Source organism: Burkholderia sp. LMU1-1-1.1 (assembly GCF_040675865.1).
Taxonomy (GTDB): Bacteria; Pseudomonadota; Gammaproteobacteria; order Burkholderiales; family Burkholderiaceae_D; genus Rugamonas.
This window is the reverse complement of record NZ_JBEGHG010000056.1, coordinates 49883-76114: the sequence shown is the minus strand read 5'-3', so window position 1 is coordinate 76114 and position 26232 is coordinate 49883. Positions and strand designations below refer to the sequence as shown.

Annotated in this window: 22 protein-coding genes; 7 read left to right on the top strand and 15 right to left on the bottom strand. The window is 65.3% G+C overall.

The features are described 5' to 3' along the window. Positions 1 to 5: 5 nt before the first annotated feature. Positions 6 to 860 carry an EamA family transporter gene (locus MRBLMU1_RS25860; protein ID WP_363507804.1) on the bottom strand — a complete coding sequence of 285 codons (855 nt, stop codon included), beginning with the start codon at positions 858 to 860 and terminating at the stop codon, positions 6 to 8. Beyond that, entirely contained in the window at positions 861 to 4328 is a 3468-nt protein-coding gene (locus MRBLMU1_RS25855) for a DUF748 domain-containing protein (RefSeq protein WP_363507801.1), read from the bottom strand. Between the two features lie 239 nt (positions 4329 to 4567). Here MRBLMU1_RS25855 and MRBLMU1_RS25850 point away from each other — a divergent pair, with 239 nt between their 5' ends. Further along, a complete protein-coding gene (locus MRBLMU1_RS25850) occupies positions 4568 to 5347 on the top strand; it encodes a carbonic anhydrase (protein WP_363507799.1) in 780 nt (259 codons plus the stop codon). Between the two features lie 39 nt (positions 5348 to 5386). Here MRBLMU1_RS25850 and secD read toward each other — a convergent pair whose 3' ends face one another. After that, entirely contained in the window at positions 5387 to 7234 is a 1848-nt protein-coding gene (gene secD / locus MRBLMU1_RS25845) for a protein translocase subunit SecD (protein ID WP_363507796.1), read from the bottom strand. Between the two features lie 152 nt (positions 7235 to 7386). Here secD and MRBLMU1_RS25840 point away from each other — a divergent pair, with 152 nt between their 5' ends. Continuing rightward, entirely contained in the window at positions 7387 to 8538 is a 1152-nt protein-coding gene (locus MRBLMU1_RS25840; RefSeq protein WP_363507794.1) for a pyridoxal phosphate-dependent aminotransferase, read from the top strand. Positions 8539 to 8546: 8 nt separating this feature from the next. On the opposite strand, the gene MRBLMU1_RS25835 is transcribed toward MRBLMU1_RS25840, so the two are convergent. Continuing rightward, positions 8547 to 8762 (bottom strand): hypothetical protein, encoded by a 216-nt coding sequence (locus MRBLMU1_RS25835; protein ID WP_363507791.1) that lies wholly within the window; start codon positions 8760 to 8762, stop codon positions 8547 to 8549. A 172-nt stretch (positions 8763 to 8934) separates the two neighbouring features. Between MRBLMU1_RS25835 and MRBLMU1_RS25830 the strand changes: the two genes are divergently transcribed. Further along, the gene (locus tag MRBLMU1_RS25830; RefSeq protein ID WP_363507789.1) at positions 8935 to 9324 is read left to right on the top strand and encodes a GFA family protein; all 390 of its coding nucleotides are present in this window, start codon (positions 8935 to 8937) and stop codon (positions 9322 to 9324) included. Positions 9325 to 9381: 57 nt separating this feature from the next. Here the strand turns inward: MRBLMU1_RS25830 and MRBLMU1_RS25825 are convergent, their stop codons facing one another. The 4 genes from MRBLMU1_RS25825 to MRBLMU1_RS25810 form a co-directional block, all read right to left on the bottom strand. Then, positions 9382 to 9828 carry a PIN domain-containing protein gene (locus MRBLMU1_RS25825; protein ID WP_363507786.1) on the bottom strand — a complete coding sequence of 149 codons (447 nt, stop codon included), beginning with the start codon at positions 9826 to 9828 and terminating at the stop codon, positions 9382 to 9384. Continuing rightward, positions 9825 to 10094, bottom strand: a complete 270-nt coding sequence (locus MRBLMU1_RS25820) for a hypothetical protein (protein ID WP_363507783.1) — start codon at positions 10092 to 10094, stop codon at positions 9825 to 9827. Before MRBLMU1_RS25820 ends, MRBLMU1_RS25825 begins: the two co-directional genes overlap by 4 nt. Positions 10095 to 10180: 86 nt before the next feature. Next, the gene (locus tag MRBLMU1_RS25815) at positions 10181 to 11323 is read right to left on the bottom strand and encodes an esterase-like activity of phytase family protein (RefSeq protein ID WP_363508693.1); all 1143 of its coding nucleotides are present in this window, start codon (positions 11321 to 11323) and stop codon (positions 10181 to 10183) included. A gap of 11 nt (positions 11324 to 11334) precedes the next feature. Next, the gene (locus tag MRBLMU1_RS25810) at positions 11335 to 13791 is read right to left on the bottom strand and encodes a TonB-dependent receptor domain-containing protein (RefSeq protein WP_363507781.1); all 2457 of its coding nucleotides are present in this window, start codon (positions 13789 to 13791) and stop codon (positions 11335 to 11337) included. Positions 13792 to 14103: 312 nt separating this feature from the next. Here MRBLMU1_RS25810 and MRBLMU1_RS25805 point away from each other — a divergent pair, with 312 nt between their 5' ends. After that, entirely contained in the window at positions 14104 to 14865 is a 762-nt protein-coding gene (locus MRBLMU1_RS25805; RefSeq protein ID WP_363507778.1) for a GntR family transcriptional regulator, read from the top strand. Positions 14866 to 14868: 3 nt separating this feature from the next. On the opposite strand, the gene MRBLMU1_RS25800 is transcribed toward MRBLMU1_RS25805, so the two are convergent. Genes MRBLMU1_RS25800 through MRBLMU1_RS25790 form a run of 3 tightly spaced genes read right to left on the bottom strand, consistent with a single transcriptional unit; the run spans position 14869 to position 19492 of the window. Beyond that, positions 14869 to 16206, bottom strand: a complete 1338-nt coding sequence (locus MRBLMU1_RS25800) for an NCS2 family permease (protein WP_363507775.1) — start codon at positions 16204 to 16206, stop codon at positions 14869 to 14871. A gap of 25 nt (positions 16207 to 16231) precedes the next feature. Next, positions 16232 to 17188, bottom strand: coding sequence for a carbohydrate kinase family protein (locus MRBLMU1_RS25795; protein ID WP_363507772.1), 957 nt, complete (start codon positions 17186 to 17188; stop codon positions 16232 to 16234). Between the two features lie 27 nt (positions 17189 to 17215). Then, complete coding sequence (locus MRBLMU1_RS25790) at positions 17216 to 19492, bottom strand: TonB-dependent receptor (RefSeq protein ID WP_363507769.1); 2277 nt, start codon at positions 19490 to 19492, stop codon at positions 17216 to 17218. Between the two features lie 182 nt (positions 19493 to 19674). Between MRBLMU1_RS25790 and MRBLMU1_RS25785 the strand changes: the two genes are divergently transcribed. The 3 genes from MRBLMU1_RS25785 to MRBLMU1_RS25775 all read left to right on the top strand — a co-directional run bounded on the left by MRBLMU1_RS25785 (position 19675) and on the right by MRBLMU1_RS25775 (position 21910). Beyond that, positions 19675 to 20340, top strand: coding sequence for a hypothetical protein (locus MRBLMU1_RS25785; protein WP_363507767.1), 666 nt, complete (start codon positions 19675 to 19677; stop codon positions 20338 to 20340). A 49-nt stretch (positions 20341 to 20389) separates the two neighbouring features. Further along, positions 20390 to 21511 carry a nucleoside hydrolase gene (locus MRBLMU1_RS25780; RefSeq protein ID WP_414646119.1) on the top strand — a complete coding sequence of 374 codons (1122 nt, stop codon included), beginning with the start codon at positions 20390 to 20392 and terminating at the stop codon, positions 21509 to 21511. 90 nt (positions 21512 to 21601) lie between these two features. Further along, positions 21602 to 21910, top strand: coding sequence for a DUF1272 domain-containing protein (locus MRBLMU1_RS25775; protein WP_363507765.1), 309 nt, complete (start codon positions 21602 to 21604; stop codon positions 21908 to 21910). A 19-nt stretch (positions 21911 to 21929) separates the two neighbouring features. Here the strand turns inward: MRBLMU1_RS25775 and MRBLMU1_RS25770 are convergent, their stop codons facing one another. The 4 genes from MRBLMU1_RS25770 to MRBLMU1_RS25755 form a co-directional block, all read right to left on the bottom strand. Further along, on the bottom strand, positions 21930 to 23381 hold the full coding sequence (locus tag MRBLMU1_RS25770) for an HD domain-containing phosphohydrolase (protein WP_363507763.1): 1452 nt from the start codon (positions 23379 to 23381) through the stop codon (positions 21930 to 21932). A gap of 35 nt (positions 23382 to 23416) precedes the next feature. Then, on the bottom strand, positions 23417 to 25030 hold the full coding sequence (locus tag MRBLMU1_RS25765) for a GMC family oxidoreductase (protein WP_363507760.1): 1614 nt from the start codon (positions 25028 to 25030) through the stop codon (positions 23417 to 23419). Positions 25031 to 25095: 65 nt separating this feature from the next. Beyond that, entirely contained in the window at positions 25096 to 25875 is a 780-nt protein-coding gene (locus tag MRBLMU1_RS25760; protein WP_363507758.1) for an SDR family oxidoreductase, read from the bottom strand. Then, positions 25872 to 26198 carry a nuclear transport factor 2 family protein gene (locus tag MRBLMU1_RS25755; RefSeq protein WP_363507755.1) on the bottom strand — a complete coding sequence of 109 codons (327 nt, stop codon included), beginning with the start codon at positions 26196 to 26198 and terminating at the stop codon, positions 25872 to 25874. The genes MRBLMU1_RS25760 and MRBLMU1_RS25755 overlap by 4 nt, the downstream gene beginning before the upstream one ends. Positions 26199 to 26232 lie beyond the last annotated feature (34 nt).

Below are 26232 nucleotides of genomic sequence, written 5' to 3'. Positions count from 1 at the left end.
TTGACTTATCTCAACGTCGTCAACCCCGACGCCAGCACGATCGCGGCGATCGCCAGCCACTGCGTCAAGGTCAGATGCTCGCCCAGCAGCAGCATGCCGGCCAGCGCGCTGAGCGCCGGCGCGGCGCTGCTGAACATGCTGAACGTGCGCGACGACAGGTTGCGCATCGACAGCATCTCCAAGGTGTACGGCAAGGCACTCGACATCACCGCGATCGCCAATCCGATCGCCATGTACGACGGCGTCAACAACACCGCGCCCGAGTACCATGCGCCGACCGGCAAGATGAACAGCGACGCGGCCGTCATCCCCCACGCCACCGACTGCCCGCCGTGCATGACCGAGACCCGCTTGCCGAACACGATGTACAGCGCCCAGCACACCGCCGCCCCGGCCGCGTAGGCGACGCCGACCGGATCGAGCTGATCGACATGGCCGTGTATCGGCAGCAGAAAATACAGCCCCGCCACTGCCAGCGCGATCGCCACCACATCGCGCGGCCGGCGCGACGACAGCACCGCCACCGTCAGCGGCCCGGCCACTTCGATCGCCACCGCGATCCCCAGCGGTATCAGATTGAACGAGCGGTAGATCATCAGATTCATCAACCCGATCACGCTGCCGTAGACGGCCACGTTGCAGGCCTGCGGCCACGTCAGCGGCGTGCGCCACGGCCGGAACACGGCCATCATCAGCAACGCGGCGAAGCCGACGCGGTAAGCCGTCACGCCCTCGACGCCGATCAGCGGAAACAGATGCTTGGCGACGGCCGCGCCGACGTTCAGCGACAGCTGGCTGCACAGCAGCGCGAATCCGGCCAGCAGCGCGCCGCCGCCGACGTGTGATTTTTCAGCGGCCATCTATTTCGCCGCCAGCCCGAGCTTGAGCGCGACCGGCTTGCCGGTGGCGGCATCGGTCTTTTCCGGCGCCGCCGTCTGTATCGCGGCGGCGTTGACGCCGGCCTCTTTCAGGGCCGCCACGATGGCGGTGGCGCGCCTGGCGCCCAGCTCCGGCAAGGCGCCCTCCGGCAACGGCTGGCTTTGTTCCAGGCGTTCCTGCAACTTGCCGTAGAACGCGGTGGCGTCGGCCACTTGCGGTTCGCCCTGCACGATCTTGCCCAGACGCTGCAGCATCGGCAACTTCTTCCGGGCCACGGCATCGGCGGACCTGGCCTCGTCGTCGGCGTCCGCCGCCGGCTTGGCGATCGCCGCGCCCTCGGCCGCCTTCTTCTGTTTATCCAGCTCGGCCGCGCCGAAACGCTCGGCATACAGGTCGCGCAAGGCGCCGCGCACTTTGCGCTGACCGATATCGAGCGGGCCCGGCTGTTCATCCGGCGCCAGCTTGATCTCCGCCCGCGTCACCACCAGGCGGCGCACCGCCTGCATGCGCAGCGCGGAGCCATCGGCCGCCTCGTTGTACTGGCCCGGCACCGACAGTTTCAGCTGCGGTTTGCCCGCCAGGATTTTCGCCACCTGGCGCAGCTTTTCACGCTCCGGCGGCAGCACGGTGTCGCTGCCGGCATCGAAGTCGACCGCGTCCAGCTTGTCGCCGCTGACGCCGAACAGATTGCCCAGCGCGCGGAACGGCGACAGTGCCACCTTGCTCAAGATGTTGCCGATGGCTTTCCACACCACCGAGCCGTAGCTGAATTGCGGATCGTTCATATTGCCCGACACGGGCACGCCGAGGTCGATGCGGCCGTTGCTGTCCTTGAGGATGGCCAGCGCCAGCTCCAGCGGCAACTTGATCGCGTCCGGACTGTCGATGCGCTCGCCCAGGGTCAGGTTGTCGAGCACGATCTGGTTGTTGCCTTCCAACTGGCTGTTGCGCACCTTGTACTGCAGATCGAGCGAGATTTTTCCCTGCGCGATCTTGTAGCCGGCAAACTTCATCGAGTACGGCGACGCCGACACCATGTCGACGTTCTTGAACACGACGTTGACATCGGTGTTGTCCGCCGGGACGAAGGGATTCAACTGGCCGCGTATGCGCGCCAGACCGAAATCGTCGACGCGGCCGTCGAGCTCGATCTGGCTGCGCGCGTCGGCCTTCGACGACAGCCCGGTGATCAGACCGCTGAGCTCATAGATCTTGGCGCCGAACTGCGGGCGCAGGCTCAGGTCGGTGAAGTCCAGCTTGGCGTTCTGGAAGCGCACGCGGCGTATACGCATCGGGAACGGCTCGCTGGCGGCCGGGGCGGCCGGCGCGGTGGCCGGTGCGGACGGGGCCGGCTCGGACTTTTTCACCAGCAGCCGCTGCGCGTTCAAGCTGCGGTCGTTCTCGATGATCAAGATCGCGTTCGGTTCGACCACGCGCAGCTCGGCGACATCCAGCAGATTCGGCGACACGCTCAGCGCCAGCTTGTCGGCGCGCACCGACTTCCAGCGCGCGAAGTGGTCGTTGTCTTCCTCATCAAGCGCCAGCTGGGCGACTTCAAACGAGCCATCGTAACGCACGGCGGGATTGGCCCGGCTGCCGCCGGCGCCGGTGCGCAGGCGGCCCTCGCCGGAAACGCTGCCATCGGCCAGCTTGAGCTTGACGTACTTGCCAAGCAGCGGCTGCACCGGCGCCAGCGCCAGCTTGGTCAGCTTCAACTCGGTATCGACGGCGCCGGTGGCCGGCACCACCTTGCCTTTGGCCGTCAGCTGGCCCCCCTCACGCAAGCCGACGCCGCCTTGAAACGCCAGCGGTTTTTTCAGGTCGCTGCCGACGTCGGTCAGCTTCAGATTGAAGTCCTGCAGATTGGCCTTGATGCCGGTGCTGGCGTCGTCATAGCGCGCGCCGAATTTGCTCAGCTCGACCGTTTTGACGGAGGCGGCCCACGCGGCCTCGCCGGATTTGACGGGCGCCGATGCAGCGGCCGGCGTCGCGGCGACGGTGCCCGAGCCCGAGCCCGGCAAGCGGTCGAGGAACAGGAACCGGCCGGCGCTGTCGCGCGACAGATCCAGCAAGCCGCCGTCAGCGTACAGGCGGTCCAGGCTGACATGGCGCGCGGCCAGATCGAGCGCGCCGTCCTCAAAGCCCAACCGTCCAAGTTTCAATGGCGCCATCGCGCCGCTGACCAGCGCCAGATTGTCCATCGAGAAGGCGGCGTCGCCGATATTGAGCTTGAGCCCGCTCGCGGCGGTTTCCAGCTGCAATTGCAGCTTCAGCTTGAGCTTGTCGGTGCTGATCTTGAGCGCGGGACTGGCGGTTTCATCGAGCGCGTTGACGGCGATGTCGTCCAGGCCGATCTGCTTGAAGCGCACTTTCCAGCCGCCCTCCTCTTTCCGCGCCGGCTTGGTCGCGGGCGCCGGGGCGGGCGCAACAACGGGCGCCGAAGCGGACGGCGGCACCATCAAATTCGCCAGATCGATACGGCCCTGTGCATCGCGCCGCATCGCCAGCGCGCCACCGTTCAAACCCAGCCCATCGATCTCGACCGAGCGCTTGCCCAGATCGACGCCGACGCCGCTCACATCCAGCGACTTCAGTTTGACGAACGGGGCCGCCACGCCGGTGTGCTGGATCGCCAGGTCCCGCAACGCCAGGCTGGCGCCGGCCAGCTTCGCGTCCAGCTTGCCGTCCTTGTAGGCGAATTGATAGGGCAACTTGGCCGACAAGCGGCCGTCGCTGACGGCCACCCGCATGAACGACTTCAGATACGTCGACATGCCCGGCAACGCGACGCTCTCCAGCGACAACACGCCGCTGCCGCCGATCGGATTGAGCGCGGCAGCGCCCTTCCAGCGCAGCTTGCCGCCCAGGCCGGCGTCGGCGCTCAAGGTGTAATTGCCGTTCTCGTCCGGCAGCGTGCTCAGGTGGTTCAGCTCGAAAGCGATGGGCGCGAACGTGTCGTTGTAGCCGGCATGGCGGTCATGCATCTCCACCTTGCCTTGCTCCAGCGCGAAATGCTCGATGACCAGGCGCGGCATGCCGCTATCGCTGTCGTCCTTCTTGCGCTTGTCCAGCGTCTCCATCAGCTGCGCGATGTTGAACTTGCCGTCGGGCGAAATGGCCAGTTGCAGCGACGGCGCGGTGACGCGGATCTCGGCCAGGCTCCACGCGCGGCGTACCAGCGAGCGCCACTGCATCTCCACCACCAGCGCGCCGACGCCGAACAGCGGCGCGCCGTTGGCCTCGGTCAAACGCACGTCTTTCGCCTCCAGCCGCAAGGTGAACGGATTGAAGCTGACATCGCCGATGCTGGCTTTGCGCTCCAACTCGGTTTCGGCAAATTTGGGCACCTGACTCTTGATCAACCACGGCAACGCCCAGCCGCCCGCCAACGCATATACTCCCACCGCGCCGGCCATGCCCAAGCCCCACCGCTTCCATCGTATCGTCATCGCCCGCAAAACTGGTCCCCGTCATTTGTGTTCAACAAGTAACAGTATAGCAAGTGCAAGGCTTCCTCACCGACATCAAAAAGATGTCCGAAAACAACATAATTGTGTTTCTTACTGTTGCAGGTGTCCGCACAAGTATTTCTAGATGTAAATTTGATGTCTCGTGGAAATTGGAGTTGCTACCGTCGCGCAGCCTTGCCGTTGTTGTTCATTCCCGTCGTTAATCCGTTGGAGACTTTATGAAAACCTCAACCCGCGCCAAAGCGCGCTCCGCCGCCGTCGGCGGCTTCCTCGCCCTGCTGTCGGTCGCCGGCTATTGCGCCGAGCCGCAAGCCCACCCGCACTGGTCGTACAGCGGTCCCACGGGGCCGAACAAGTGGAGCGAAATCGACAGCAAATTCACCTCGTGCGGACAAGGCAAAGTGCAGTCGCCGATCGACATCCACACCGCCGACGCCAAGCATGCCGCGCTGTCCGCGCTCACCTTCGACTACCAGGCCAGCCCGCTCAAGCTGATCGACAACGGCCACACGATCCAGGTCAACTACGCGCCCGGCAGCTTCATGACGGTCGACGGCAAACGCTACGAACTGCTGCAGTTCCACTTCCACAAACCGAGCGAGGAACGCATCGACGGCAAGCGCTACGCGCTAGTCGCGCACCTGGTGCACAAGAACGCCGAGGGCGAACTGGCCGTGGTCGGCGTGCTGATGGAGTCGGGCGCCAAGCGTCCGATGATCAAGACCATCTTCGACAACCTGCCGCTGCAAAAGGAAAAGGAAGTCGAGGTGCCGGGCGTGAGCATCAACATCGCCACGCTGCTGCCGGAGAACCGCGCCTACTACACCTTCAGCGGGTCGCTGACGACGCCGCCATGCAGCGAAGGCGTGACCTGGTACGTGATGAAGAACGCGGTGCCGGTCTCGTCCCAGCAGATCGCCCAGTTCGGCCATGTCTACAAGATGAACGCCCGTCCGGTGCAGGCGTCCAACGGCCGCGTGGTGCAAGTGAACGACTGACGAGCATCCGATGCGCCGGCGCGGCGGCCTGCGCCAGGGTCAGCCGCGCCACACCGTGCCGATCGAGATCGACTGGAGTTTCTTCCTGCCGCCGTACCAGAGGTTGACCACGCCGCGCGAAACGAAGACGGCCGAGAACATCGACGTCAATATCCCCAGGCAGTGCACCACGGCGAAGCCGCGTATCGGGCCGGAGCCGAATATCCATAAGGCCGCCCCGACGATCAGGGTGGTGACGTTGGAGTCGAGGATGGTCGCCCAGGCGCGGTCGAAGCCGACGGCGATCGCCTTCTGCGGCGGGGCGCCGCCGCGCAGTTCCTCGCGGATGCGCTCGTTGATCAGCACGTTCGCGTCGATCGCCATGCCCAGCGCCAGCGCGATGGCGGCCATCCCCGGCAACGTCAGCGTCGCCTGTATGCGCGATAGCAGCGCCACCAGCAGCAGCACGTTGCAGGCCAGCGCCAGCACGCTGAACACCCCGAACAGCATGTAGTAGGCGATCATGAACACGGCGATCGCGGCAAAGCCGTACAAGGTCGAGTTGAAACCCTTCTCGATGTTCTCGGCGCCCAACTGTGGCCCGATGGTGCGCTCCTCGATCACCTCCATCGGCGCATACAGCGCGCCGGCGCGCAACAGCAGCGCCAGCTCGGCGGCGTTCTCGGCGCTGCCCATGCCGGTGGTGCGGAAATGGCTGCTCAATTCGCTCGTCAGGGTCGCCACCGAGATCACCTCCGGCTTGCCCTTGTCCAGCAGCACGATGGCCATCTGCTTGCCCACGCGCCCGCTGGTGGCGTCGCGCATCTTGCGCCCGCCCTCGCTGCTCAAATCGATGAACACGGCCGGTTGTTGATTGTCGTCCAGGCCGGCGGTGGCGCTGGTGATGTAGTCGCCGCTCAGCACCACTTCCTTGTAGAGCACGGCCGGCGCATCGCGGCCCGCCGTGTACAGCCGCGAGTTCAGCGGAATCGCCGCCGACAGCTCGGTGCCGCGCGTGACGCTCTCGTCGACCATATGCACCTCCAGCGTCGCCGTGCGGCCGATCACCGCGCGCGCCCGCGCCACGTCCTGCACGCCGGGCAATTGCACCACGATGCGGTCGGCACCCTGCTGATGGATGATGGGCTCGGCCACGCCCAACTGGTTGACGCGCTTGGACAAGGTCGCGATGTTCTGCTTGATGCCCTCCTGGATGGCCTGCTTGAGCGCCTCCGGCTTGAGCGTGACCACGGTTTTCAGTTCGCCGTCTCCGCCCTTGTCGGCAAAGGCCAGATCGGCGCTTTGGCGGGACAGCACATCCCTGGCCTTGCGCCGCGCGGCCTCGTCGCGGAACTGGATTTCCACGCTATCGCCGACGCGCTCGATGCCGAGATGGCGCACGTTCTGGTCGCGCAGTTGGCCGCGAGCCGACGCCTGGATACCCTGCAGCTTGCTGGCCAGCGCCGCCTTGGTATCGACCTGCATCAGGAAGTGCACGCCGCCGCGCAGATCGAGGCCCAGGTACATCGGCAGCGCGTGCAGGGAGCGCATCCACTGCGGCGTGTCGGCCTGCAGGTTGAGCGCCACCAGATAGGCGGGATCGTCGGCGTCGGTGTTGAGCCCGCGCTCCAGCACGGCCTTGGCGCGGAACTGCGTGTCCGTATCGGCGAAGCGCGCCAGCACGGAGGAGTAACCGCCATCGTAGACGATGCCGCGCGTTGGAATCTTCGCCTGTTCCAGCACCTCGGCGACCCGCCCCACCATGGCGCCATCCATGCGCGCGCTGACTTTTCCGCTGGTCACCTGCAGCGCCGGCGACTCGCCGAAATAGTTCGGCGCCGTGTACAGCGCGCCCAGCAAAATCGCGATGACGATCGCCAGGTACTTCCACAACGGGTAACGATTCATCTTAAGGTCTTTTTAAGAATTTGACCGACCTCATCTTTGGCTACCCGAAGCGAATTACAAGCCTGACATTGAATTATTTTTAACACCACGCATCGGCCGTGGTTTTCCGGTTTTGCCTTACACTATGCGACCTCCCTGACCATCGGACATCCATGCAAGCGCAACTCGACCCGTTTCACGCCGTCGGCATCAGCCGCCTCGCCCACGCCTTGAAGGCGCAGGGCCGCTCCATCATCCACATGGAATTCGGCCAGCCGTCGACCGGCGCGCCGAAGGCGGCCATCGCCAAAGCCCACCAGGTGCTCGACGCCGACAACATGGGATATTGGGAAAGCACGCCGCTGAAGGAACGCCTGGCGCGCTTCTACGACGAGCGCTACGGCATCAAGGTCGACGCCAGCCGCTTCGTCATGACCTGCGGCGCCTCGCCGGCGCTGGTGCTGGCGTTGAACTCGCTGTTCTCGCCGGGCGACCGCATCGCGCTGGCGCGGCCGGGCTACGTCGCCTACCGCAACACGCTCAAGGCGCTGCACATGGAACCGGTGGAAATCGCCTGCGGCGCCGAGGTGCGCTACCAGCTCACCGCCGCCGCGCTCGAGGCGATCGAGCCGGCGCCGGCCGGCGTGATCATCGCCAGCCCGGCCAATCCGACCGGCACCATCATCGCCGCCGACGAGCTGGAGGCGATCGCCAAGGTCTGCCGCGCGCGCGGCATCCGCATCATCTCGGACGAGATCTACCACGGCCTGAGCTACGTCGAGCCGGCGCAGACCATCCTCGCCTACGCGCCGGACGCGCTGGTGGTCAGCAGCTTCTCCAAATATTTCAGCATGGCCGGCTGGCGGCTCGGCTGGCTGCTCGTGCCGGCCGAACACATCGAACGCACCTGGACCTATTGCGGCAACATGTTCCTGACGGCGCCGTCGCTGAGCCAGCACGCGGCGCTGGCCGCCTTCGACGCGCTCGACGAGCTCGAAGGCCACCTGACGGTGTACACGGAGAACCGCCGCCTGTTGCTGGACGCCTTGCCGGGACTGGGCCTGAACGCCATCGCCCCGCCGGACGGCGCGTTCTACCTCTACGCCAGCATCGCCCACCTGACCGACGACAGCCTGGACTTCTGCAAGCGCCTGCTCAACGACACGGGCGTGGCGACGGCGCCGGGCATCGATTTCGATCCGGTCGAGGGCAAGCGGTTCATTCGCTTCAGCTTTGCGGTGTCGACGCCGGAAATCGCCGAGGCGATCCGCCGCATGCAGCCATGGTTCGCCGCCCAGGCGGGCGCGATGGTGGCCGGCCAGTGAACCGGTGGCTAGGCTTCGGGCATTCCGCGCAGGAACTCGATATCGGACACGGCGCGCGACCATGCCGCCTCCGGATCGAGCGCGGGGGTGTTGTGGATATCGAGTTGAATGTCTTTCAGCACCCTGCCGTCCAGGGAGATCCGGTAGCGCAGCGCCGTGTATTCGACGTCATAGGTGTTTTTCAACCCTTGCTGACGGGTGTAGGTGTCGTGGGAAGCGGGCATGATGTCCTCCTTACGAAAGTGAGGAAAAGCATAGCACGAAGAGATTCGGCGTGTACTTGCCGCATGACAAGCGAACCGGGCTGCGCCGTCGATGGGTGCGGAGTAAGGTGTCGTGGCGATTCGCGCATTTCAGGTATCGTAGGGCTCCGACCGAATACGATCAGGAGGCCATATGCTGACCGGACAATGTTTTTGCGGCGCCGTCCGATACGACACCGCCGAGCGCATCCGCAACCAGACGCTATGCCATTGCACCATCTGCCGGCGCACCACCGGCGCGCCGGCGGTGGCGTGGTTCACCGTGGCGACCGACGACTTCCGCTTCACCGCCGGCGAGCCGGCCAGCTTCCGCTCTTCTTCGCACGCCACGCGCACATTCTGCCCGCACTGCGGCACGCAACTCACCTTCGCCGACGATGATAGTCCCGACGAGATCGACATCACCACGAGCAGCCTGGACAGCCCGGAGAAGGCGCTACCGCAGACCGAGATCTTCGTGGCCGATGCGCTGCATTGGCCGGACGATCTGCCGCGTTATCAGCAAAGCAGAACAACGTCGTGAAGGAACCGAGTGAACGTAGCAAGCCCGTTCTTGTTTGTTCACCGAAGCGAAATTTCACTAAGGTAGGGAATACGGAACAATCACGTCCACATTGTTGTAACCGGCGGGGACCTGCGCCAGCGGCGTAAAGTCGCGTGGATTTCGAGTCACGATAGGCCATCCGTTTAGCATTGCCGTTGCGTGGATTACAGTGTCCGGCAGTTTCTTTTTCGTCTGCTTGCGAACCTCGATCGAAAGGTCTGCCGTCTCCTCGTCGATCGGCAGCACCTTGAACGTGGAATTTATCCAGGCACGAGTCATGTTTTCCACCGAGGCGAGGATGCGCTCGAATTCTTCGGGCGACGCGACGCGAGCTAAAGCGAAGTATTTGCACCCGACCATGACTTCCATGTAAACGATTTTACTGATGGCGGGATTGGCACAGCCATCAATAATCGAAAGAGCCTCTATCTGGCCGCTCAAATAATCGATCAGGATGTTGGTGTCGAAGACGAGATGAGTCATTCAGAACGCAACTCATTCTGGTACTCGACTCCATCAACACCAGCCCCCTTCCATCCACCAAACATCGTATTGTCCCGCTCAGGATGCTTTAATGCGGCAAAAGCGGCTTTGCGCCGCATTTCATAGTCAGCGTCCAACAAATACTTAGCGACGGCTTCGCGAACCAGCGACTGAGGCGATTCGCTTCGCAGACGGGCCAATGCCACCACCTCAGCATTTTGTTGCTCATCCAACTCATAGACTTTATCGGGTGCACTTTGTTCCATGAACACACCTCATTACGGTTTGGTAGAACAAGTCTACACCCGTCGTCAATTTTTTTCACCTGTAAAGAGCGTATGCCTATGGCGGTCTACCCGCCGGGCAGCACCTCAAAAGCCAGCAACTGCGTCACCTCGTCGGCGCTGAAATTGTCGTCGGAGATCAGCACCAGGGTGCGATGGCCGTTGGCCAGCGTTGGCCCCCAGCTCATGCCCTCCAGGTTGTCGACCTTGTCCAACCCGGCGCGGTTGAAGTCCATCAGCAGGCGTTTTTTGAGTGGCGCGTAGGTGGCGCCATCCAGCGTCGGAAAAGCGGCGACATCCGTGGCGCCATCCAGATCGACCAGATACAAACGGATGAAAAACGCAAAGCGCCCCGCCGCGTCCTGCACGCCCGAGCGCTCCAGCGCCAGCAGATGGCGGCTATCGACCACCAGCATCTCGGACACGCCGTTGTCGCCGAAGCGCCCCGGCGCCGGACGCCCTTGCACGCGGTCGATCGGATAGGCGTATTGCCCCAGCACCTTGCCAATGCGATCGAACCGCGTGAAGCGGCTCACCGCGCCGCGCTCCGGACTGGCCGGCGCGCCGTCCTGGTACAGCGGCGCCTCCATGCCCACCCACAGCGACCGGCCATCCGGCGCGAACGCCATCGCCTCGAAACTGAGATTGCCGCGCGGTCCGGCCGTTTTGTCACGCCGGGCCTTGAACATGTCCGGCAATGGCAGCGACGAACGGTAGGCGCCGTCTCCGTCCGCCCGCTTGACGAACGGTCCGGTTGCCAAAGCGTCGCTGCCTTCGCTGGCGTACCAGACGCCGCCGCCCTGTGGATCGAAGCGGATCGCCTCGATATCCGCCACCTCGCCGCCGCGCGTCGCCGCGTCCTTCAACGCGGGATAGGCGCTGCCGCCGGCTTGCCGGAACGTGTGCACAGCCTCCAGCGCGACTGCCCTGAACCCGCGCGCATCATAATCAAGCCGCGCCGTGTAGAACCGCGCGGGCCCAAGCTCGGAGCGGTCGTCGCTGGCCGCGATCCAGGTGCCGCTGCCGGGGTCATAGTCGATGCTCGACAGGCCACCCACCAGCGTACCCTGGAACACCTGCCGGTGCGGTATGCGTTGTTCGCCAATGAAGCGCAGCCCCGCCACCGGATGCGTGGCCTCGGGCTTCCGCGCCGCGCACCCGCCGAGCCAAGCGCCCGCGCACACCGCCACGAAAAGGGCACGGGACAACACGGATACAGTCATCAGAAGCGCACACGCATCGAGGCGTACAAGGTGCGCGGACTGCCCAGGAAATAGCGCCCCGTGGTGAGTGGATTGGAGCTCGACAGCTCGGCGCCTACACCGCCCAAATAGTGGCGATCGAACAGGTTGTCGACGTTGAGCGCGAACTCGGTGCGGCTACCGTAGCCAAACAGGCTGCCGCGCGGCTTGTAGGTGAAGTTCAGGCCGACCAGCGTGTAGGCAGGCATGTACTGGCGCGGATACACGGCCGGCCCGCCGGCGATGACGGTGTTCGCCACCGTGCCGTAGGTGCCGGCCGCCTCGCCCACATAGTGCGCGTTGGCCGTCAGCCGCCATTCCGGTGTCGGCTTCCAGGTCGCTTCGACGAAGGCGCTGCGGCGCGGGGCGCCTAGCACGGGGTCGCCCGACTTGATGCCTTCGGCCGGCGTGTCGCTTGAATAGTGGGCGTCGTTGTACGAGGCGTTGGCGTACAACTCGTAGGCCGTCCCCATTGCGCGCAAGGTCAGCTCCACGCCCTCCGAACTGATGCCGCCCTGGTTGGCGAACGTGGTGGTGGCGTCGCGCGAGAAGATGTCGCCATTCGGATTGCCGTTCTGGATCGAGATGCGATCGCGGTAGGCGATCTTGTAGGCGGTCAGCGCGGCGCCGTAGCCGTTGTCGCTGGTCCAGCGCACGCCGACATCCTTGTTGACCGAGGTTTCCGGCTTGATGCCGTTTTTGGAATCGACCGCCGCCGTCCCCTCGAACACGCTGTCCGGAATCGCGCTGAAGTTCTTCGAGCCGCTGGCGAAGACTTCCCAGTCGTCGTTCACGCGATACAGCGCGGCCAGTTTCGGCAGCAGCTTCGAGCTCACCTTCAACGACCGCGTGCCGCTGAACTCCACCGGCGACGAGTAGTCCTCCTTGAAGCGCTGATAGGTCGCGCCAAGATCCAGCAGCAGCCGGTCGTCGAGCAGGCTGACCTTATCCTGCGCGTAGACCATGGCGGTGTCGGACGAATAGTGGCGGTCCTGGGTGATCGAGTACAGCGCGCTTTCCTCGAAGGCACCGCTGACCTTCGGATCGGTGACCGCGAACCAGTTGCGGTCCTTGTCACGCTTGGTGCGCTCGATCCAGCCGCCGACGCGGATGCGCTGGTGCTCGCCCAGGCTGTCCGAGACCTCCGCCAACGTTCCCTTGCGGTCGATGGCGTTGTCGCTGCGCCGCGTGCTGGCCTCGCGCGCGCCCCACTGGCTGACGGGATTCATCGCATACCTGGCCGCCGCCGGACAACCTGCCGACGACAACGCCGCGCTGCTGGAGCCGGGCGGAATCGTCACCGCGCCGACCGGGATCAAGGCGCCGTTGGCGTCGCGCCGGTATTGGTTCTGGTAGCACTCCTGGACCGTGGCCGTCGGCCTGGCGCCCGGCGCCACGACGCTGTACACCTGGCCATTGCTCGGCAACTGCACGTAGGGCACATAGAACCAGCCGTTGCCCTCTTGCTTGTGCCAGTAAGGCTTGACGGTCAATTTACCGCTCTGGCCGAAGCGCTGGGTCCAGTCGACATGGGCAAGGATATCCTCGCTGTTGATGCCGCGCGTGCCGCGATAATTCTGGTCGATGGCGGGATTGCCGGTCCAGTGGTCGGTCAGGCCATCGGTGGTGGGATTGCCGTAGAACGTGGCCTTGTACAACCTGGACGATTCGGCCAGCAGCGCCACCGCATCATAGTCGTTGTCGCTGAATTTATTGTAGCTGACGGTGCCGCGCAGGCTGGAGCCGCCGCCCAGGTCCTGCAGGACGCGCAGGTCGGCATGACGGCGGCTGTTGCGGCCCGATTCGTCGCCCGGCCAGGTGCGCACGTACTCGTGCGAGTAGTCCATGTAGGCGCTGGTGCCCGCCGCCGATTTGCCGGTGTCGACACGCACGAAGCCACGCCGGTAGCCGAAGCTGCCGGTCGCCAGTTCGATCTCGCCGCCGCGCTCCTTGGACGGATCGCGCGTTTTGAAGTCGATGTAGCCGCCCAGGGCCTGGTTCGACGGCGTGCCAAGGTCGCCGGCCGTCTGCGAGGCGTCGACGCGTACCAGGTTGGCCGGGTCCCCCAAACGGTTGGGCATCGTGCCGCCGTTCGACAAGGTCGAGCCGTTGGGGATGCCGTCGATGGAGATGCCGATCTGCTCCTTGTTAAAGCCGCGCATCGACAAACGCATCGAGAAGCTGCCCGTCAGCGCGTCGCTGGAGCTGACCTGCATGCCCGGCACCCGCGCCAACAGCTTCAGCGGATCGAGACCGGCCGGCTGCTCGGCGATCACCGCCAGGTCGATCACGCTGTTGGCGCGCGCCTCGCCCTTGCCCAGGGCCTGGCCGGTGACCTGCACCACCGTCGGCGCCACCTCGCCCGCCGCCTCCGTGGCCGGCTGCTGCGCGTGCGCCGCCCCCAACTGCAACACCGCCGCCGATCCGGCAGCGAACATCCCTAGTCGTGCATACATCGAATTCCCCTAATTGTGGTTTCAGCGCCATGTGACTCCGGCGAATTTGTCGTGTCGGACCGCCTGTCTCCGGCCGTCTCGTTTAATTTGAGATCATGTTATAGTGGTTCGTACCACTTTGCAATACAAACTAAAATCCGCTAGATATTTCTGAAGGTTACTAACAGAAAGGTTCGTACCAATGTAACAAAACTGTCATAATCCTGGTGGTTCCTTACGCGCTTTCACCGGGCCGCAAACCATTTGGTTACAATATGCCTTCATCCATCATTCGCTCGACAGCAGGTACATTGAATGCGATCACGAACCACCGACACTCCCGCCACCACCACCAAGGCCGCGCCGCTGTACCAGCAGTTGGCGGAAACCTTGAAGCAGCTGATGGAGTCGGGGAAAATCGGTGCCCGCGAACCGATGCCGGCCGAGCGTGACCTGGCGATCACCTACCAGGTCAGCCGCGACACCGTGCGCAAGGCGATCCGCCTGCTCGAGGAACAGGGCCTGCTCTATAGCGACCATGGACGCGGCACCTTCGCCGCGCCGGAGTCGGTGCGCCAGATGTCGCGCTTCCTGGACAGCTTCACCGACGACACCATCAAACGCGGCGGCGTGCCGGGCCAAACCATCCTGGCGATGGAGACGGTGGCGGCCAACATGGCCGTGGCCAGCCTGCTGCACATGCAGCCGGACGAGCCGCTGCTGCGCATCAAACGCGTGCGCCTGATGGACGGCAAACCGATCGGGCTGCAGGAATCGTTTTTGCGGCTGCCCGCCGGCGCGCGGCTGGAGCAGAAGGAGCTGGAACAAGTCGGTTCGCTGTACCGCATCCTGATCGACAAGTTCGGCATCAAGCCATCCGAGAGCCTGGAGAGCGTGGGGGCGGTGGCCGCCCATGCCGAAGACGCGGCGCTGCTCGGCGTGCAGGCCGGCACCCCGCTGCTGCTGTGCGAGCGCGTGATGCTGTCCGACCGGCGCGAACCGGTCGAGTATTGCGAGATGAAATACGTGCCGCCCTACCGCTACAAAACCCGCATCAGCAAGGGCAGCGCGTCCTGAGGTTCAGACGATGGCGCCGCGCAGCACCAGGTACAGCACGAACACAGCGTCCAGCCCCAGCACCATGGCGCCAGGCCAACGACGCCGCGCGGCCAGCATCAGCGTGTAGACAAAGCAGCCCAGCGCCAGCGCCACCATCAGGTCCGCGCAGCAGGCGGTGACCAACAACATCAGCAACGGCGGCAGGTAATTCTCCGGCGTACTGGTATCGAGATCGCGCAAGCCGTCCAGCATGCACAACCCCACCATCACCAACACCGGCGCCGTGGCGCAGGCGGGAATCGCCGTCAGCAGCGGTCCAAAAAACAGCGCCAGCCCGAATAGCGCGGCCACCACCACGCCGCTCAAACCGGTGCGCGCGCCCGCCTCGACCCCGGCCACCGATTCGACGAAAGCGGTGACGGTGGAGGTGCCGGCGGCCGCGCCTATCACGCTGCCCAAGGCGTCGGACGCGAAAGCCGCCCGCGCGCTGGGCAAATCGCCGTTAGGCTTCAACAGCCCGGCGCTGCGGATCACGCCGAACATGGTGGCGGTGCCGGAGAAGAATTCGATCAGCAGGAAATACAGCGTCACCGGCAGCAGCAACATGAAGTGGGAGAAAAATCCACGGAAGTCGAGCGCGAACAGCAGTTCGCCGGTGAAGACCGGCACGCCGAACCAGTGGTCCGGCAAGCGGGTCAACGGGCGCCCTTCCGCGTCGGCGACGAACAAGCCGACCGCGCTCACCACCAGCATCGTCAACAGGAAGGCGCCCGGCACGCGCCGCACCAGCAGCATGGCCGTGAACAGGATGCCGCCCAGCGTGAGCCACGCGGCGCCGTCGTGCAGCCGCGAGAAGGCCACCAGCGATCCGGCGTCGCCCACCAGCAGGCCGCCGCTGCGCAACCCGAGCCAGGCGATGAACACGCCGATCGAGCATTGCATTCCGAGTTTGACCGGCTCCGGAAAAGCGGCCACGATGCGCGCCCGCCACTTGGTGAGCGACAACACCAGGAACACCAGCGCGTTGAGCAGCACCATCGCCAGGCCGGTTTGCCAGGGCACGCCCATTTGCGCGACCAGCACCTGGGCGAACACGATGTTGGTGCCCATGCCGGGCGCCAGTGCTATCGGCAGATTGGCCCACAAGGCCATCACCAGGGTGGCCGCCATGGCGGAGACGATGGTGGCCAAAAACAGGCCGTTGCGGTCCATGCCGGCGGCGGCCAGGATCAACGGATTGACGACCACGATATAGCTCATCGCGGCGAAGGTGGTGCAGCCGGCGATCGCCTCGCGCGCCGCCGTGGTGCCGCGCGCGCTGAGCTGGAAGTAGCGGTCGGCCCGCGCGGCGAGGCTCATGCGGCCTCCCCGGGTGGTGGTCGGGCTATGCATGGTCGAGCAGCGCCTGGATCTGAGCGCGCGTGGGCAGCGCCGAGCGGGCGCCTGTGGCGGTGACGGCGATGCTGCCTGCGGCGCAGGCATAGCGCAGCGCTTCCGCCGCCGCCTGGCCTTCCAGCAGCGCGGCCAGGAAGGCGCCGTTGAAGCTGTCGCCGGCACCGGTGGCGTCCACCACGCGGGCGGGAAATGCCTGCTGCATCATCGCCCGCGGCGCGGAGGCTTGCCCGGGATCGCGCGCCGACAGCATGGCGCCGCGCGCGCCGCGGGTCACCACCAGCATGCGCGGCCCGCGCGCCAACAAGGCGGCCATGCCGGCGGCATCCGGCTCAGCGCCGATGACGGTCCGGTAGGTGCTGTCGTTCATGAACACCAGGTCGGCCATGGACAGCAAACGGTGCAGTTCATCGCGGCCCGCCACCATCGCCGCCTCGATATCGATCGCCAGCGGCACGCCCGCCTCGCGCGCCAGCTGGTGCAAACGCTCGAACTCCGGCAGGTCATAGGGCATCGCATACAACAGGCGGCATTGCGCCAGCGCCGCCGCGAAAGTCTCCTCGTGCAAGGTCGGCCCCGGCATCGGCGAGTACACCAGCGCCTTCTCGCCACTGGCCTCGATGATGATCAACGCCGTCGGCGAGGTCGCCCCGGGGACCACCCGCACATAATCGAGCACGACGCCGAAGCGTTCGTACTCGCGGCTCAGGAACGCGCCCTCGGCATCGCCGGCGATACGTCCGTAGGCCAATGTCGGCCGGCCCAGCAGGCTGGCCGCGCAAGCCACGTTGGCGACCGTGCCGCCGGCGAACGGCGGCAGGCGCCGGCCCAGCACCTTCTGGTCCGCCGCCGGCGCCCGTTCGACCTTGAACAGCAGGTCGATATTGGGGTCGCCGAAGGCCAGCAGGTCGAAGCGGCGGCCGCCGGGGAAACTGAAAAGATCACGCATGCACATATTCCTGAGAGACCGTTCCGATCAAAAGCGACGGCTGAACTGCGCGCCGAAGATACGCGGGTTCGAATCGTTGACAAAACCGGTCAGATTATTGAAGTCGATGCCACCCACCAGTTGCACGCGATTGGTGATATTGCGGCCGAACAGTGCCACCTCATTGCGGTCATTGTCCCATTTGTACCCGAGCCGCAATCCCCCTGTCAACAAGGGCTTGCCGCTGAATTCGGCGGAACGGTACAAGGTGAAGTTGACGGCGCTGCGATAAACCCAGTCCGTGTAGACGTAGAATTCGCCGTTGGCGACCGGGTAGGTGTATTTCAACGAGGTGTTGGCGCTCCAGCGCGGCGCCTGCGGCAACGGATTGCCGTCGATCAGAACCAGCGTGGAACCGTCCTTGACGACGGTGGGATTGAGCACCGTACAAGCGGCGCAGGCGCCCACCGTCAGGCCGGCGTCCTTGATCCTGGTGTGGTTGTAGCTGCCGCCGAAACTCCACAGCAGGTTCTCTCCCAGGTAAGCGTCCAGGTCCAGCTCCGCGCCACGGCCGGCGCTGCGCTCGGCGTTCAGCAGGATCGCCGAATTGGAGGTGCCGCCGACCGCCGTCAGCTGCAGATCCTTGACCGTGTAGCTGTAGATATCGAAGCTCAGGCGCGCCTGGCGCTGAAACAGATCCGTCTTGAAGCCCACCTCATAGGACGTGATGGTTTCCGGCCGCGCCACCGACATTGGATTGAAGGTGGCCGCCGGCTGGATGGTCGCGCCCCGGAAGCCGGTGGCGACGCGCGCGTACAGGTTGGCCGCGTCGGTGAGCTTGTACACGCCGCTCATATCCCAATTCACTTTGGAGACGCCGGTGCTGGTGGCCAGGCCGGTCGAGGCGTCGATGTCGGAACCGCCACCTGGCTGGTTGTTCGGCTCCGTGACCAGATCCTTGTTGTCGCGCGTGTAGCGTACGCCGGCGCGCAGGTTGACGCGCGGCGTGACGTCGTAGTTGGCCGATCCGAACACGGCGTAGGCGTCGTTTTTCTGGTGCGAACGGATGTCCGACGTCAGCGCGCCGCCGCCCAGCGTGTCGTAGCTGTAGCTGTCGATCTGGTAGCGCTCGTCGAAGTAAAACAAGCCGGCCTGCCACTTGAGCGCCTGCGCGGCATCGGATTCCAGCCGCAGCTCCTGGGTGAACTGGTGATGGCCCTTGGTGCCATCCGCCGATTCGACCAAGAACGGGATAAAGCCCGGACCGGAGGGCGGCGCGTAGACCGCGCCGTAACCGCCATCGATGTCGCCGCGGCTGAACACGCGCACGGTTTCGTAGCCGGTCACGGAATGCAGGGTGACGCCGTCCAGGCGCCACTTCAGGCGCAGGTTGCCGCCGTAGTTTTTCAGGTACTGGCCGTTCTGTCCATCGGTGGCGACGCTGCCGACGTCGAAACCCGGCACCAGCGCGTCGCTACCCTTCTGGATGATATTGGCGCGGAACAGCGACGCGCTGCCGTTCATCGTGCGCTGATGCAGATTGGCCAGCGCCTCGAAACCACCGCTCGGCTTGTACAGCAACTGGGCGCGCACGGCGGTGTCGTTGTAGCCGCCATATTGATCCGACGTGCCCTGGCGCGAATTGCCGATCCAGTCGTCGCGGTGCTGGCCGAGCAGCGACACCCGGGCCGCCCAGTCGCCGCCCAAAGGCAAATTCAGCGCCCCCTCGACGCTGGAGGTGTTGTGGGTGGCGCCGGACAAGGTGAGATAGCCGCCCGGCGTTTGCGACGGCCGCACGGAATCGAATTTGACCACGCCGGCCGGCGTGTTGCGGCCGAACAGGGAACCCTGCGGACCACGCAGCACCTCGATGCGCTCAAGGTCGAAAGCCGGGAACCCCTTCAGCACCGCGCTCTCCTGCACCACGTCGTCGTAGATCAGCGAGACCGGCTGCGACGCGTTCTGATGGAAATCGACGTTGCCGTAGCCGCGCAGATAAAAGCGCGGGAAGCCGCGTCCGAATGAGGACTCCACCTGCAGGCTGGGCGCGCGGCCCGCCAGCATCTGCATATCCTGCCCACCGGAGTTGAGCGCGTTCAGCGTCTCCTCGCCGATGATGGTCGCCGAGACGGGCACGTTCCGCACGTTCTCCGCGCGCCGCTCGGCGCTCACGGTCACGGTCTGCAACTGGCCGGCGGGTGTCGGCGGCCTGGCTTGCTCCGTCGTCGGCTCCGCCCCCCGCTCCTGCGCCCGCACGGCGGGTGCCGCGCCCACGGCCAAGGCCATCCCGATCATGGCCGCGCCTTCAATTTTCAACATCCGCATACAAGTTCCTCCCGCGTTGGTTCGATTAGCTTTTATGTCCGTAGTAAATTCTATAATGGTACGTACCTCAATTGATTTTATTTTTTATTTTTTGGATATTTGTTGTGTTTACGGCGCATTGGTGTTGAATTTTTCCCGCATCGATGCGATTATGGTACGTACCACAAGACATATAGGCCAACATGACAATCGCTTACACACCACCCGCCTACATCACCTTCACCGGCATCGACCGCGCCGATCTTCTGCCTGGCATGCTCGCGCTTTCGGCGCGCTACCCGATCGAATGGGGCGTGCTGCTCGACGCCGCGCAGGAGGGGTCGCCCCTGTTCCCCTCCGCCGGTGTGCGCCGCGTTCTGCAAAGCGCGCCGCTGCGGCTGTCGGCCCACATCTGCGGGGCCGCCGCGCGCAGCATCGTTGAAACCGGCGACGCCGCGATCGATTTGGCTGGTTTTTCCAGGGTTCAGATCAACCATGGACGCGCGGGCAGCAGCGACGGCGATATCCGCAACAGCGCCATCTTCGGCGCCCGGCAAGGCGTGCGGGCTGCGTTGCAATGCCAAGGCGACTTCCCCTCCGATACAAGGGTCGACTGGCTGTACGATGTGTCGTTCGGGACCGGCGTGCGGCCTACCACCTGGCCCGCCGCGAATGCGGGCCTGCCGTTCTGCGGCTACTCCGGCGGGCTAGGTCCGGACACGGTGCGGGACACTCTGCTAAAGTTCCGGATCGGCGCCGGCGCCAGCTACTGGATAGACATGGAATCCGGCGTGCGCACGGAGAACCGCTTCGACCTGGCAAAATGCGAAGCGGTGTGCCGGATCGTGTTCGATCAGCCAGGTAAGTAATTCCCGATTTCCCAACCCGTAACCGAAGAGCATAGTGCGGCGAACAATCATGATCATGGCGTGCGCGCTGACGCTGATCGGCACACCGCCTGCCCTGGCGGCGACCACCGCCCCCAAGATCATTATCGACAGCGACTTCGGCACCCTCAACGACGACGGCCAATTGCTCGCCATCGCCGCCCAACTCCAGGCGCGCGGCCGCATCGAAGTACTCGGCCTCACGGTAGTCTCGGGGAACAAATGGCTGCGCCAGGAGGTGGGCGACGCGCTGAAAGCCGTCGAACGCCTGGGCATCGAACAGCAAGTCGGTGTCTACGCCGGCGCCAACCTCGCGCTGTCGCACGACCTGGCCACTATCCGCGAGGAGCAGCGACTACACCCGGGCGGCGACGGCTACCTGGGCGCATGGAACTGGCCCGAACCCAAGTCCGACGCCGACATCAAGGCGCCACCCGACGGTCCCGCGCGACACACCAGAGTGCGCGACCAACACGCCGCCGACTTCATCGCCGACAGCGTTCGCCGCCATCCGGGACAAGTCACGATACTGGCCATCGGCCCGCTGACCAACATCGCGCTGGCCGTGCGACGCCATCCCGACATCGTGCCCCTGATCGCGCAGATCATCTACATGGGCGGCGCGTTCGACGTGGCCGGCAACACCACGCCGACAGCGGAATTCAACTGGTGGTTCGATCCCGAAGCGGCGCGCGAAGTGCTGCGGCTACCGCTGCGGCACGTCATATTCCCGCTCGACGTCACCAACACCGTCCAAATCGACAAGCAGGTCTACGACCGCGTCGTCAACGGCGCGGCCAGGGACGGAATCATCGCCAGATTATTCAAGCAGCTCAATGGCTATGGCTACGACGGAAAAAACGGCTTCGAGACGAATCCCGCCTACCACACCGACGTCTGGGACACGCTCACCCTCGCCTACGTGGTCGATCCGACCTACGCCACTCGCTCCGTGCGGCGCTGGATCGACATCGACACCACGGTCGGCGCAAACAACGGCCGCTCGATCGGCTACGCGACGGCGCAACCAGGACTTCAGCCCGCGACGGTTGTACAACGCTTCGACAACCGGCGCTTCTTCGACTTTTATGCGGACGGACTGACAGCCCCGGTCCCGGTGGCCATTAACGCGGCCTCGAGCAAAGCCAACTGACGAGCGCCATTATCCGGCCGCGCCTTTAGCGACTCATCGCGCTTTTGTTGCTATACTTGCAAGCAGCACAGCCAACTAAAGGAAAGCCCCATGCTTCAACTCAGACCGACCTGTGAACACTGCAATAAATCCCTGCCGCCGCAAGCTTTGGACGCCCGCATATGCAGCTACGAGTGCACCTTCTGCGCCGACTGCGTCGACAACGTCGTATCGAACGTCTGTCCCAACTGCGGCGGCGGTTTCACGCCAAGGCCGGTCAGGCCGTCGAAGAACTGGAAGAACAACAATTACCTCGGCAATGATCCGGCAAGGACCGAGATCAAGCACAAGCCGGTGGATGCGGCAGCACACGCCGCCTTCGCCGCTGAAATAAAGGCGATCCCGCCCGAGGCGAGATAAGCCATGGAGCCGGGGTTGATCACTCGGCGTGGATCAAGCCGAGCGTCAGCCCTTTCAAGGTGGCGGCGGTCCGGGTTGAACACTCGAGTTTGCGGAAAATGCTCTCGACATGGGTGCCCACGGTGGACGGGCTGATCTGCAACTCGCGCGCCACCTCCTTGTTGCTTTCGCCCAGACTGAGCCGGCGCAGTACCGCGATCTCCCGCTCCGATAACAGCTTCTTGCGCTGGGCCGCAGGCTCGGCCGCGTCGACGCAGGTGCCGCCGGCGGCCGCGATCACGAAGTTCACGGCTTGCAGATCGAATCGCCCGGCTACCGCGTCCGCCGACAGGAGGCGTGCCGCCTCCCGCGACGCGCACGCGGCGCGCCATGGACGCGGCATGCACAACGCCGCATACGCGGCCGCCGCCGCCAGTATCCGTTGCGGCATGTTCAGCGACTCGGCATCGAGGTCGCGGTAGTATCCGCTGCCATCGAGCCGCTCGTAGACATGCGACGCGAGCGCCGCCTCCGCCCGCAGCGAGGGAATCTGCACGCCGGCACGCGCCGTCCAATACGGCACCAGACGCACTTTTTCCCAGTCCGCCATCCCGAGCTTGCCGGCACGCTGCCAGACGATGTTGGGCACCGCCGCGCGGCCGACGCCGTGGATGAGCCCCGCGCGCCCCAGACAGCGCTGCTGGGCAGGCGGCAGGCCCGCCAGCACCGCCGCGCGTTCGGCAAGGTCGGCGACGCGGCGCGAGTAGCCCAGCAGCCATGGCAACTTCAGCTCGATCGTGTCGGCCACGATCGTCAGGGCAACCCGTTCGGACAGGGTCGGCATCTCCGCCGGACAGGCTGGCGCCTCGATCGCCTCGAGCCAGGCCTCGGCATGCGCCGCCAGCAGGCGCACGAGGTCCGCCGGATACTTCTTGTCGGCGCGCGTGGCGATGAGCCGCAGCGCTTCGCCCACGCCACGGGCGCGCGTCAGGAGTTCGAGATCCCCCGCCAGGTTGGCGTGGTAGACCAGGCGTGGGATCTGCGGATCGCACAGCCGTTCGGGCATGCCGCCGCCGTCGTAGTGCTCCCAGAAGCGCCGCAGTCCGGTCTCGACCTCCTCCGGCAAGCCCATCGCCTGGGCGATCGCGCCCGACACTTCGCAGTGGATGCGGGCGAGCGGCGCCACGCTGGTAAAGCTCATCCCGTTGCCGGGCGGGAGGGTTTCCAACAGCATGGCGTCGCGCCCCGCGACATCGTCGCCCAGCAGCGCGGAGAAGCCGCTGGCGTTCGCCGTGCATCCGGACCAGCGCAACAAGGTCACCAGCCGCGCGTGGCCGCACGCCCCCGGCTCGGCGCCGTCCGCCAGCGCCAGCCGCTCGGCCAGATGGGCCGAACGTATCGATTGATTGGTGGGCTGGCCCATGCTCAGGTCGCCGACCATGGCCAGCAGTTGGACGGCTTCCTCGACGGTGACGGTGTGGTCTTGTTGCATTTTTGTACTGTAATGGAAAACCCTAGCGAGGGCAATCAGATGCCGTGTTTGGCCTTGATGACTTCGGCCGCCCGCTCGCCGATGACGACGCAGGGCGCCATCGTGTTTCCGGTGGTGATGTGCGGCATGATCGAGGCGTCGGCGATGCGCAGATTGCCGACACCATACACCTCGAGATTGCCGTTCACCGCCGACATCGCGTCCCGTCCCATCTTGGCGGTGCACGACTGGTGCCAATAGGTGACCGCGCCGTTGCGGATGTAGGCTTCCATCTCCTCGCGGCCCAGCTTGCCGGGCATGCTCTCGCCCTTGACCAGCCGCGCGAACGCGCTGGCGTTGCCCAGCTCGCGGCACATCTGGACGCTGGCGATGGCCGCCTTCATGTCGTCCGGATCGGCCAGGGTGTTGGCGCGGATGACCATCGCGTCTTGCGCGTTCGGCCCCGACAGCTGCAACTCGCCACGGCTCTTGGGATGCGCAAGGCCGGCGAACATGGTCCAGCCATGCGCGGGCACGCCGCGCGCCGCGTTCTCCGCGCTCGGCACGGGAAACTCGACCTGGCAATGCAGCATGTCGGGCGCCTCGAGCCTGGAATCGCTCTTCCAGTACAGCGTCGCCTCGGACCCGCCGTTGCCGACCTGCTGCGGCTGCGCGTACTCCCAGATGCAGCCAAAGGATACGTGGTCCTGATGGTTCTGGCCGACACCAGGCAGGTGCTGCCGCACGGCGATGCCGTGGCGCTTCAGTTCCTGCTCGGGGCCGATGCCGGACTGCATCAGCACCTTGGGCGTGTTGACCGCGCCCAAGGACAGGATCACCTCCCGCGTGGCGCCGAACAAGCGCTTGCGTCCATCGAGAATGACCTCGACACCGGTCACCTCGCGGCCCTCGAACGTGAGCCGCGACACCAATGCGCCGGTCAGCACGGTCAGGTTGGGCTGCGCCATCTTTTGGTAGGTGTACGAGCGGAAGACGGACAGCCGCTTGCCGTCGCGGATGCGCAGGTCGTTGATCGCGGCGCCGCCGTCGCCCTCCATCATCGCGCCGTTCGGGCTGTCGAAGGTGGGGATGCCGAGCGAGCGCGCGGCCTCCAGCATCAGCGTCGCCGTTGGCTGCGGCTGGTGGGCCGGCGCCACGTAGACCGGACCGCCCTGCCCGCGCCGCTCCGGATCGGCCGGACCGTGCCAGTCCTCGATGCGGCGGTAGATCTTCAGCACGGATTCGTAGTTCCAGGCGTCGTCGCCCGCCTCGGCGGCGAAGTGGTTCCAGTCGCTGCTGTGCCCGCGCGCCCACAGCATCACGTTGATGCTGGAGCCGCCACCCAGCACCTTGCCCATGTTCATCGGGATCGAACGTCCGTTGAGGTGCGCGTTCGGCTCCGCCATGAAGCCCCAGTCGCGTTCCGAGCCCAGGTTGAGCGGCCACTGCGCCGGTTCGATGACGCTGTCGACGTCGTCGCTGCCGCCCGCCTCCAGCAGCAATACGTTGACGGCGGGATTCTCGGCCAGGCGCGCGGCGACGACCGAGCCGGACGAGCCGGCGCCACAGACGATGAAGTCGTAGTGGGTTTTGAGCGCTCCGGTGAGCGTGGACTGGTTACGGAGAACCGCTTGCGCGAATTCGACTTCGGGGGATGATGAACTGTTCATGGTGGGATCCAATGGTTGGGTGAAGGATGCCGCCCTGACCTAGCGACGGCGCTTGGAAAAGCTGTCTAAACGGTCGGTGTCGTGCCGCCATCGATCACGAACTCGGCGCCATGGACCGACGCCGCCAGCGGCGACAGCAAAAACGCCACCAGCTCGGCGACCTCGTGCGGTCTGCCGGGACGGCCGATCGGGATGCCACCCAGCGACGCCATGAGCTCCTCCCTCGCCTCGTCCTCGCTGCCTTGCCTGTGTGTCGCCATGCGAGTAATCAGGGCTTGTGCGGCGGTGGTTTCAATGAAGCCGGGCGAGACGGCGTTGACGCGAATCCCGCGCGGGCCGAATTCGTTGGCCAGCGATTTGCTGTAGTTGGCAAGGGCGGCCTTGGCGGCGGCGTACGCCACGGTCGACTCGAACAACGGCAGCCGGCGCTGGATCGACGTGATATGGACGATGGCGCCGGCGCCGCGCTCCAGCATCGCCGGCAGGAAGGCGCGGTCGAGCCGCACGGCCGCCATCAGGTTGACCTGGAGCGCCGCGTCCCACATCGCGTCGGTCAGCGCCAGCGCGCCGCCGCTGGGCGCGGACGAGCCGCCCACGTTGTTGACAAGGAAATCGAGGTGGCCGAACTCGCGCTTGACGGCGTCGGCGACGTAAGCCGCCCCTTCGGCGCTGGACACGTCCGCTTCGAGGTAGCGGACCCCGGCCAGCGGCTCCGGCGGCAAGTGGCGCGCCGGGGCGATGACCTTCGCGCCTTCCTCCACCAATTTGCGGACGATGGCCTCCCCCATCCCCTTGGTGCCGCCGGTGACGAGCGCGTGCTTGCCTTCGAAGAGATAGCGGCTCATGGCTTGATCTCCAGCGACTGGATGCTTCCGGAGCGCAACAGGAAGTTGAAGTTCAGCGTGACGGGGCTGCCCGGGAAGCTGCCGCGGACGGTCGCCCGCAGGATGTGGCGGCCGTCGGTTTCCTCCAGGCCGGTGGGTTCCATCGTGGCGCTGTAGCGCTCGCCGGTCTCGGCGACCCATGCCGCGATCTCTTTACGGCCATGCCGCGTGCTGCCCTCGTCGTGGACGGTGGCATCCTCGTGGAAACACGCGGCGGCGCGTTCTGGCTCCCGCGCGTTGGTGGCCTCGACGTACTCGGTGATGGTTTGCGGTAATTTGTTCATGTCATTCTCCTAAAAGGTGTGAAGCCAGTGTATA

Coding starts and splice junctions, on each gene's coding strand:
- MRBLMU1_RS25860 (WP_363507804.1), bottom strand. CDS start 860: ATGGCCGCTGAAAAATCACACGTCGGCGGCGGCGCGCTGCTGGCCGGA.
- MRBLMU1_RS25855 (WP_363507801.1), bottom strand. CDS start 4,328: ATGACGATACGATGGAAGCGGTGGGGCTTGGGCATGGCCGGCGCGGTG.
- MRBLMU1_RS25850 (WP_363507799.1), top strand. CDS start 4,568: ATGAAAACCTCAACCCGCGCCAAAGCGCGCTCCGCCGCCGTCGGCGGC.
- secD (WP_363507796.1), bottom strand. CDS start 7,234: ATGAATCGTTACCCGTTGTGGAAGTACCTGGCGATCGTCATCGCGATT.
- MRBLMU1_RS25840 (WP_363507794.1), top strand. CDS start 7,387: ATGCAAGCGCAACTCGACCCGTTTCACGCCGTCGGCATCAGCCGCCTC.
- MRBLMU1_RS25835 (WP_363507791.1), bottom strand. CDS start 8,762: ATGCCCGCTTCCCACGACACCTACACCCGTCAGCAAGGGTTGAAAAAC.
- MRBLMU1_RS25830 (WP_363507789.1), top strand. CDS start 8,935: ATGCTGACCGGACAATGTTTTTGCGGCGCCGTCCGATACGACACCGCC.
- MRBLMU1_RS25825 (WP_363507786.1), bottom strand. CDS start 9,828: ATGACTCATCTCGTCTTCGACACCAACATCCTGATCGATTATTTGAGC.
- MRBLMU1_RS25820 (WP_363507783.1), bottom strand. CDS start 10,094: ATGGAACAAAGTGCACCCGATAAAGTCTATGAGTTGGATGAGCAACAA.
- MRBLMU1_RS25810 (WP_363507781.1), bottom strand. CDS start 13,791: ATGTTCGCTGCCGGATCGGCGGCGGTGTTGCAGTTGGGGGCGGCGCAC.
- MRBLMU1_RS25805 (WP_363507778.1), top strand. CDS start 14,104: ATGCGATCACGAACCACCGACACTCCCGCCACCACCACCAAGGCCGCG.
- MRBLMU1_RS25800 (WP_363507775.1), bottom strand. CDS start 16,206: ATGAGCCTCGCCGCGCGGGCCGACCGCTACTTCCAGCTCAGCGCGCGC.
- MRBLMU1_RS25795 (WP_363507772.1), bottom strand. CDS start 17,188: ATGCGTGATCTTTTCAGTTTCCCCGGCGGCCGCCGCTTCGACCTGCTG.
- MRBLMU1_RS25790 (WP_363507769.1), bottom strand. CDS start 19,492: ATGCGGATGTTGAAAATTGAAGGCGCGGCCATGATCGGGATGGCCTTG.
- MRBLMU1_RS25785 (WP_363507767.1), top strand. CDS start 19,675: ATGACAATCGCTTACACACCACCCGCCTACATCACCTTCACCGGCATC.
- MRBLMU1_RS25780 (WP_414646119.1), top strand. CDS start 20,390: ATGATCATGGCGTGCGCGCTGACGCTGATCGGCACACCGCCTGCCCTG.
- MRBLMU1_RS25775 (WP_363507765.1), top strand. CDS start 21,602: ATGCTTCAACTCAGACCGACCTGTGAACACTGCAATAAATCCCTGCCG.
- MRBLMU1_RS25770 (WP_363507763.1), bottom strand. CDS start 23,381: ATGCAACAAGACCACACCGTCACCGTCGAGGAAGCCGTCCAACTGCTG.
- MRBLMU1_RS25765 (WP_363507760.1), bottom strand. CDS start 25,030: ATGAACAGTTCATCATCCCCCGAAGTCGAATTCGCGCAAGCGGTTCTC.
- MRBLMU1_RS25760 (WP_363507758.1), bottom strand. CDS start 25,875: ATGAGCCGCTATCTCTTCGAAGGCAAGCACGCGCTCGTCACCGGCGGC.
- MRBLMU1_RS25755 (WP_363507755.1), bottom strand. CDS start 26,198: ATGAACAAATTACCGCAAACCATCACCGAGTACGTCGAGGCCACCAAC.